General features: G+C 65.1%; 8 protein-coding genes and 1 pseudogene. 4 read left to right on the top strand and 5 right to left on the bottom strand.

What is annotated here, in order from left to right:
* Together N878_RS08160 and N878_RS08155 are read right to left on the bottom strand one after the other, a co-directional pair.
* Positions 1–350, bottom strand: a pseudogene (locus tag N878_RS08160) (HAD family phosphatase); the annotation flags it as partial.
* A 75-nt stretch (positions 351–425) separates the two neighbouring features.
* The gene (locus tag N878_RS08155; protein ID WP_021443178.1) at positions 426–836 is read right to left on the bottom strand and encodes a thioesterase family protein; all 411 of its coding nucleotides are present in this window, start codon (positions 834–836) and stop codon (positions 426–428) included.
* 105 nt (positions 837–941) lie between these two features.
* Here N878_RS08155 and N878_RS08150 point away from each other — a divergent pair, with 105 nt between their 5' ends.
* On the top strand, positions 942–1,646 hold the full coding sequence (locus tag N878_RS08150) for a VacJ family lipoprotein (RefSeq protein WP_021443177.1): 705 nt from the start codon (positions 942–944) through the stop codon (positions 1,644–1,646).
* Positions 1,647–1,701: 55 nt separating this feature from the next.
* Here the strand turns inward: N878_RS08150 and N878_RS08145 are convergent, their stop codons facing one another.
* A complete protein-coding gene (locus N878_RS08145) occupies positions 1,702–2,001 on the bottom strand; it encodes a PilZ domain-containing protein (protein ID WP_031302907.1) in 300 nt (99 codons plus the stop codon).
* A gap of 213 nt (positions 2,002–2,214) precedes the next feature.
* Between N878_RS08145 and rssB the strand changes: the two genes are divergently transcribed.
* Together rssB and rssC are read left to right on the top strand one after the other, a co-directional pair.
* The gene (gene rssB, locus N878_RS08140) at positions 2,215–3,399 is read left to right on the top strand and encodes a two-component system response regulator RssB (protein ID WP_021443175.1); all 1,185 of its coding nucleotides are present in this window, start codon (positions 2,215–2,217) and stop codon (positions 3,397–3,399) included.
* 8 nt (positions 3,400–3,407) lie between these two features.
* Positions 3,408–3,890 carry an anti-sigma factor antagonist RssC gene (gene rssC, locus N878_RS08135; protein ID WP_031302906.1) on the top strand — a complete coding sequence of 161 codons (483 nt, stop codon included), beginning with the start codon at positions 3,408–3,410 and terminating at the stop codon, positions 3,888–3,890.
* 51 nt (positions 3,891–3,941) lie between these two features.
* Here rssC and tal read toward each other — a convergent pair whose 3' ends face one another.
* On the bottom strand, positions 3,942–4,868 hold the full coding sequence (gene tal, locus N878_RS08130; RefSeq protein WP_021443173.1) for a transaldolase: 927 nt from the start codon (positions 4,866–4,868) through the stop codon (positions 3,942–3,944).
* Positions 4,869–4,982: 114 nt separating this feature from the next.
* Here tal and N878_RS28320 point away from each other — a divergent pair, with 114 nt between their 5' ends.
* Complete coding sequence (locus N878_RS28320; RefSeq protein WP_021443172.1) at positions 4,983–5,126, top strand: hypothetical protein; 144 nt, start codon at positions 4,983–4,985, stop codon at positions 5,124–5,126.
* Here N878_RS28320 and dusA read toward each other — a convergent pair.
* The gene (gene dusA / locus N878_RS08125) at positions 5,096–6,106 is read right to left on the bottom strand and encodes a tRNA dihydrouridine(20/20a) synthase DusA (RefSeq protein WP_082457824.1); all 1,011 of its coding nucleotides are present in this window, start codon (positions 6,104–6,106) and stop codon (positions 5,096–5,098) included. The genes N878_RS28320 and dusA overlap by 31 nt on opposite strands.
* Positions 6,107–6,692 lie beyond the last annotated feature (586 nt).

Here is a 6,692-nt window from a genome sequence, read left to right as displayed (position 1 = left end):
GCAGGCAGGGCCTCGGCCAGGCGCGCACTGGCGTCCGCGGGCAGGCTGTCCAGCCAGGCCCAGGGCGTGCCCTGAGCCTGCAGCTGTTGCAGCAACGGCGCGGCACCGGGGGTGAGTTCGGCGTGCTCGTCGGCGACGGTCGCCAGCATCTGCTGCAGCGCCTGCCGTTCCTGGGCCTGCGGCGGACGACCGAGCAGTTCGGCCAGGGCCTGCTCGGGGCAGTGAGCGCCAGCGGGTAGTTCGGTATCGGGATGCAGACGCTGCAGGGCGACCGGCAGGGTGCGGGCGCCGAAGTCGACCAGGCAGCCGGAAAGCTCGAATAGAAGGGCGGTGGGGGCGGTGTGAGGCATAGGGTCATCCCTGCAATGGTCTAGGCCACTCTAGGGCGCGCAGATGACCACAGGATGACCGGGCGATGACGCCGCTCAGCCTCCGCCGAGCAGGGCGCGCAGGTGCTCGGGCAGGGGCACCGAGCGTTCGCTGGCATGCTCGATCCAGACCAGCTTGCAGTAGCCCTCGCCATAGCAGCGCTGCGGATCTTCCAGGGTCGACAGGCGGTGTTCGAGCACCAGGCTGCTGCGGCCCAGGGCGCCGGCATACAGCTGCACCACCACGGTGGCGGGGTGAACCACGGGTTTCAGGTAGGTGTGCTGGGTCTGCAGCACCACCGGGCCCTGCGGGGCGTCGTTCATCGCCACGCCGACGCGTTCGAACCAGGCGATCCGCGCTTCTTCCAGGTACTGCATATAGAGGATGTTGTTGACGTGCCCGTAGCTGTCCATGTCGCCCCAGCGCACGGGGATATGGGCGGTGTGCAGAAGCATTTTCTCGATCATCGGGGTTGTCCGCTATGCTGCCATCAGGGGGCTCAGGCTATATACTGCGCGGCCTCGGTGGCCGCTGGCGGGTCGCCACACTACTTTTCTCAAGGAGAGACTGCAATGCATGTGAACGGTGCTCGCTGGATCGTGCGCCTCGGCGGCCTGATGGCGCTCGTCGGCCTGAGTCTGCTGCCTGCGATGGCGCAGGCCGCCTCGGAGGACGACCCCTGGGAAGGCTTCAACCGCGCCATGTTCCGCTTCAACGACACCCTCGACACCTACGCGCTGAAGCCTGTGGCGCAGGGTTATCAGGCAGTCACCCCGCAGTTTCTGGAAGACGGCGTGCACAACGTCTTCGGCAACCTGGGCGATGTCGGCAACCTGGCCAACAACCTGCTGCAGGGCAAGATGCACGACGCCGGAGTGGATACCGGGCGCCTGATCTTCAACACCACCTTCGGCCTGCTCGGCTTCTTCGACGTGGCCACGCCGATGGGCCTGCAGAAGAACGACGAGGACTTCGGCCAGACCCTCGGCGCCTGGGGCCTGGGCAGCGGCCCCTACCTGGTGATTCCGTTCCTCGGCCCGAGCAGCGTGCGCGACGCCACCGGCAAGCTGCCGGACAGCTTCCTCGAGCCCTATCCCTACATGGGCCATGTGCCGACGCGCAACGTCACCCGCGCCGTGGATGTGGTCGACACCCGCGCCAGCCTGCTGTCGGCGGAGAAGCTGATCAGCGGCGACAAGTACATCTTCATCCGCAACGCCTACCTGCAGAACCGCGAGTTCAAGGTGCAGGACGGCCAGGTCGAAGACGACTTCTGAGTTTGGCGGGCATGAAAAAGGCGGCCCTTGGCCGCCTTTTTCGTAAGTGCAGATGTCAGCTCATCGACAGGATGGCCAGGCCCAGCGACTGGCGACCGTCGCCCAGATCGGCGATGCGCACCACCTCGGCCTGGGCGTCGAGGCCGGCCAGCTCGCTGTGCTCGGAGGGGATGTGGACCTTGACCCGGTCGCCCATGCTCAGCGCGACTTCGGCCTCGAGTTGCATGCCGGTACTGGACAGATCCAGACACAGCGCGGAAATTTCCCGCCCGCCATGGTGCAGGGTTACTGGCGCTTCCAGTCGCATGCGGATGTAGTCACGTTTCTCGCTGTACGCTCGATCGCTCTGACTCATGGACGCTGTCCTCTTGTTATAAGGTTCTCCTGCGGCTCTTATAACCCTCGCCGATTTGCCCTGTAAAGTCGCCGAACGACGACTGGCGCCGGCTTGAATCGGTCGACGGATGGGAGTACCGTCTGCCCCTTGAATTCGCCCTGACGCCACCTACGCGGCGCCGCGCCACGGGCCGTCACCCGATTGCCCCGGCGCAGTTTGCCTGGATACCCCATGCACAAAACCAGTGCCACTCTGCTGATCATCGATGACGACGAAGTCGTGCGTGCCAGCCTCGCGGCCTACCTCGAGGACAGCGGCTTCAAGGTGCTGCAGGCCAGCAACGGCCTGCAGGGGCTGGAAGTGTTCCAGCAGGCCAAGCCCGACCTGATGATCTGCGACCTGCGCATGCCGCAGGTCGATGGCCTCGAACTGATCCGCCGGATCAACGCCCTCGGCGTCGAGGTGCCGGTGATCGTGGTGTCCGGCGCCGGCGTCATGAACGATGCGGTGGAGGCCTTGCGCCTGGGCGCCGCCGACTACCTGATCAAGCCCCTGGAAGACCTGGCGGTGCTCGAGCACTCGGTGCGCCGTGCCCTCGATCGCTCGCGCCTGCGTTTGGAGAACCAGCGCTACCGCGAGAAGCTGGAAACCGCCAACCGCGAACTGCAGGCCAGCCTGCACCTGTTGCAGGAAGACCAGAACGCCGGGCGCCAGGTGCAGATGAACATGCTGCCGGTGACGCCCTGGCAGGTCGACAGCCTGACCTTCGCCCACCAGATCATCCCTTCGCTGTACCTGTCCGGCGACTTCGTCGACTACTTCCGCGTCGACGAGCGACGCATCGCCTTCTACCTGGCCGACGTGTCCGGCCACGGCGCGTCCTCGGCCTTCGTCACCGTGCTGCTCAAGTTCATGACCACCCGGCTGCTCTACGAGTCGCGCCGCGGCGGCCTGCTGCCGGAGTTCAAGCCCTCGGAAGTGCTCGGCCACATCAACCGCGGGCTGATCAACTGCAAGCTGGGCAAGCACGTGACCATGCTCGGCGGGGTGATCGACGAGCAGAGCGGCCAACTGACCTACAGCATCGGCGGCCACCTGCCGTTACCGGTGCTGTTCGAGAAAGGCGAGGCCCGTTACCTGGAAGGCCGCGGGCTGCCGGTGGGGCTGTTCGAGGAGGCCGAATACGCCGATCACGTCATGCCGCTGCCCGAGTCGTTCAGCCTGACGCTGTTGTCTGACGGCATTCTCGACCTGTTGCCGGGCGAGACGCTGAAGGACAAGGAATTGGCGCTGCCACAACTGGTTAGCCAGGCTGGCGGCAGTCTAGACGGTTTGCGTCAAGTTCTCGGTCTGGCCAATCTGGGCGAGATGCCGGATGATATCGCCTTGCTGGTGTTAAGCAGGAACCTTGCATGAATCCTGGGATAAGCCCCGGTCGTATCCAATTCGCCGAGCAGGACGGGACCTTCGTCCTCAAATTCGTCGGCGAAGTGCGTCTGACGCTCTGTTCGGCGCTGGATGCCACGATTGAAAAGATCTTCACCGCGCTGAATTTCTCGGCCATCGTCATCGACCTGACCGAAACCCGCAGCATCGACAGCACCACCCTCGGCCTGCTGGCCAAGCTGTCGATTCTGTCGCGGCAGAAGGTCGGTCTGTTGCCCACCGTGGTCACCACCCACGACGACATCACCCGCCTGCTGCAGTCGATGGGCTTCGATCAGGTGTTCAATATCGTCGACCGGCCGGTGCCGTGCCCGGAGGCGCTGGATGATCTGCCGTCGCAGGATCAGTCCGAAGAGGTGGTCAAGGCCAAGGTTCTGGAGGCCCACCGCATCCTCATGGGGCTCAACGACTCCAACCGAGAGGCCTTCCACGATCTGGTCAGCGCCCTCGAACGGCACTGACAGGCGAACAATGCAAAGGGGCGCCCGCATGCGGGCGCCCCTTTTTGCGTTTCAGGCCCTGGCGGCGAGCAGCGCTTCGAGCTTTTCCTGATCGCGGGCGAACAGGCGGATGCCTTCGGCGAGTTTCTCGGTGGCCATGGCGTCTTCGTTGAGCGCCCAGCGGAAGGCGCTTTCATCCAGGCTACGGCGGGTTTCGCCGGCGGCGCCGGGGGCCAGTCGGCGGCTCATTTGGCCTTGGTCGTCGGCCAGTTGCTGCAGCAGCTCCGGGCTGATGGTCAGGCGGTCGCAGCCGGCCAGCTGTTCGATCTGGCCCAGATTGCGGAAGCTCGCCCCCATCACCACGGTCTGGTAGCCGTTGGCTTTGTAGTAGTCGTAGATGCGCGCCACCGACTGCACGCCGGGGTCCTCGGCGCCGACGAAGTCGCGGCCCTCGGCCTTCTTGTACCAGTCGTAGATGCGCCCGACGAAGGGCGAGATGAGGAACACCCCGGCATCGGCGCAGGCCTGGGCCTGGGCGAAGGCGAACAACAGGGTCAGGTTGGTCTGCACGCCGGCTTTTTCCAGCTGTTCGGCGGCGCGGATGCCTTCCCAGGTCGAGGCGATCTTGATCAGCACACGCTCGCGGCCGATGCCGGCCTGCTCGTAGAGGCCGATCAGGCGTTCGGCGCGGCGCAGGGTGGCGTTGGTGTCGAAGGACAGGCGGGCGTCCACCTCGGTGGAGATACGCCCGGGAATCACCTTGAGGATCTCCTGGCCGACGGCCACGGCGAAGTGGTCGCAGGCCAGGCCGAGGTCGCCCTGGCCGGCTGTCACGGCGCGCCCCAGCAGCTCGGCGTAACGCGGCAGCGCGGCGGCCTTGAGCAGCAGCGAGGGGTTGGTGGTGGCATCCACCGGTTGCAGGCGGGCGATGGCGTCGAGGTCGCCGGTGTCGGCAACCACGGTGGTGAACTGCTTGAGTTGTTCCAGCTTGGAGGTCATGACGGAGCCTTGTCGTTGCGGATGTCACGACCTTACCCGAGGTGCCAGGGCGGCTCAACGGGCAGCGAGGGCTGTCGCGCTGACAATGTTTGCGCGTGCGGGCTGCGCTGCTGCATGTCGCAGCTGAAGGTGGCCGAGGCGCTGTCCGGCGCCGATGACGAGCGGGGTATCCCCAGCCGCGAGCTGCACCGCCAGCTGAGCAAAGCCGGCGAACCGCTGCCGCTGGCTCAGTGCCCGCGCAGCACCTCGGCGGCCTGATCGAGCAGCGCCAGCGGGTCCTTGACCTTGTGGATGTCCACCGACAGCAACTGGCGGAAGCGCCGTGCGCCGGGGAAACCCTGGGCCAGGCCGAGCACATGGCGGGTGATGTGATGCAGGGTGCCGCCTTCGCGCAGGTGCTGCTCGACATAGGGGCGCAGCGCGAGCAGGGCGTCCATGCGGGTGATGCCGCTGTCCGCGGCGCCGAATAGGCGGTTGTCCACCTGCGCCAGCAGGAAGGGATTGTGGTAGGCCTCGCGGCCGAGCATTACGCCGTCGAAGGTCTGCAGGTGCACCTCGCATTCTTCCAGGGTCTTGATGCCACCGTTGAGGATGATCTCCAGGTCGGGGAAATCCTGCTTGAGCTGGGCGGCGACTTCGTAGCGCAGCGGCGGCACCTCGCGGTTCTCCTTCGGCGACAGGCCTTCGAGAATGGCGATGCGCGCGTGCACGGTGAAGCTGCGACAGCCGGCATCACGCACCTGGCCGACGAAATCGCACAGCTCGGCATAGCTGTCGCGGCCGTTGATGCCGATGCGGTGCTTGACCGTCACCGGGATGCTCACCGCGTCCTGCATGGCCTTGACGCAGTCGGCCACCAGCGCCGGGTGGCCCATCAGGCAGGCGCCGATCATATTGTTCTGCACCCGGTCGCTGGGGCAGCCGACGTTGAGGTTGACCTCGTCGTAACCATGCTGCTCGGCCATCTTGGCACAGGCGGCGAGGTCCTGCGGGTTGCTGCCGCCCAGCTGCAACGCCAGCGGATGCTCGCACTCGCTGTAACGCAGGAAGCGCTCGCGATCGCCATGGATCAGCGCACCGCTGGTGACCATTTCGGTATACAGCAGGGCGTGACGCGACAGCTGGCGCAGAAAGAAACGGCAGTGGCGATCGGTCCAGTCCATCATGGGGGCCACGGAGAAACGGCGGGACAGGGCAGTGCACGTGGTTACTGGCTTTGAAGCTGATTCTAGAGGCATTGGTTCAGATCGATTGACGGCCGCAAAGGCTGGTTGTTGCCCGTTTTTGCGCATGCGATACCAAAATCAAGCACTGGTAAATGCATTTCCAGCACTGGTGATGAGCGCACAGAAACGATCACTCGGCGCAGTGGGCAGACCAGGTACAGGGTTCAGGTTCGGCTGCGCCGCAACGGAGCCATAGTCTACCAAGAAAGCCGGTCCTTAGACCGCAAGCCGTTTGCTCGCGCCAGGGTGATGAGGAGGGAGGCCGGGCTTGCATTGCCCGGTGCTCTCGAAAAGGCTTCGCGCAAGGGCAAATGGGCAAGGAGGGCAGCGGCGTTCAGGCCCAGGCCGTTGGGAGCGATCTCACACACACCTTGGCGCGGTCCTGTCTGTCGCTAAGCCTGCCTCGGGTATGAGATCGAGGCGAGCGCTATGACTGATGCGCGCAAGGTGCTGTGTAAGCTGGATACGGTGACTCGGAGTCGAGAGCCTGATCGAGACCGGGCAGGGATGAGTTGGACGAATTGCTTGCCTACTTTTTCGATCTTCTCGACGCTTAGGCAGGAGGAAATCGCGCGGATCTGTTGGGAGGATCTGGATG

Origin of the sequence: Pseudomonas sp. EGD-AK9 (assembly GCF_000465935.2) — a bacterium.
GTDB lineage: Bacteria > Pseudomonadota > Gammaproteobacteria > Pseudomonadales > Pseudomonadaceae > Aquipseudomonas.
Note: the sequence above shows the minus strand (reverse complement) of the source record. Positions and strands in the feature narration are given on the sequence as shown.

What these genes read in the sequence shown, in the direction of transcription:
- N878_RS08155 (WP_021443178.1), bottom strand. Translation starts at nt 836, where the DNA reads ATGATCGAGAAAATGCTTCTGCACACCGCCCATATCCCCGTGCGCTGG.
- N878_RS08150 (WP_021443177.1), top strand. Translation starts at nt 942, where the DNA reads ATGCATGTGAACGGTGCTCGCTGGATCGTGCGCCTCGGCGGCCTGATG.
- N878_RS08145 (WP_031302907.1), bottom strand. Translation starts at nt 2,001, where the DNA reads ATGAGTCAGAGCGATCGAGCGTACAGCGAGAAACGTGACTACATCCGC.
- rssB (WP_021443175.1), top strand. Translation starts at nt 2,215, where the DNA reads ATGCACAAAACCAGTGCCACTCTGCTGATCATCGATGACGACGAAGTC.
- tal (WP_021443173.1), bottom strand. Translation starts at nt 4,868, where the DNA reads ATGACCTCCAAGCTGGAACAACTCAAGCAGTTCACCACCGTGGTTGCC.
- N878_RS28320 (WP_021443172.1), top strand. Translation starts at nt 4,983, where the DNA reads ATGTCGCAGCTGAAGGTGGCCGAGGCGCTGTCCGGCGCCGATGACGAG.
- dusA (WP_082457824.1), bottom strand. Translation starts at nt 6,106, where the DNA reads ATGCCTCTAGAATCAGCTTCAAAGCCAGTAACCACGTGCACTGCCCTG.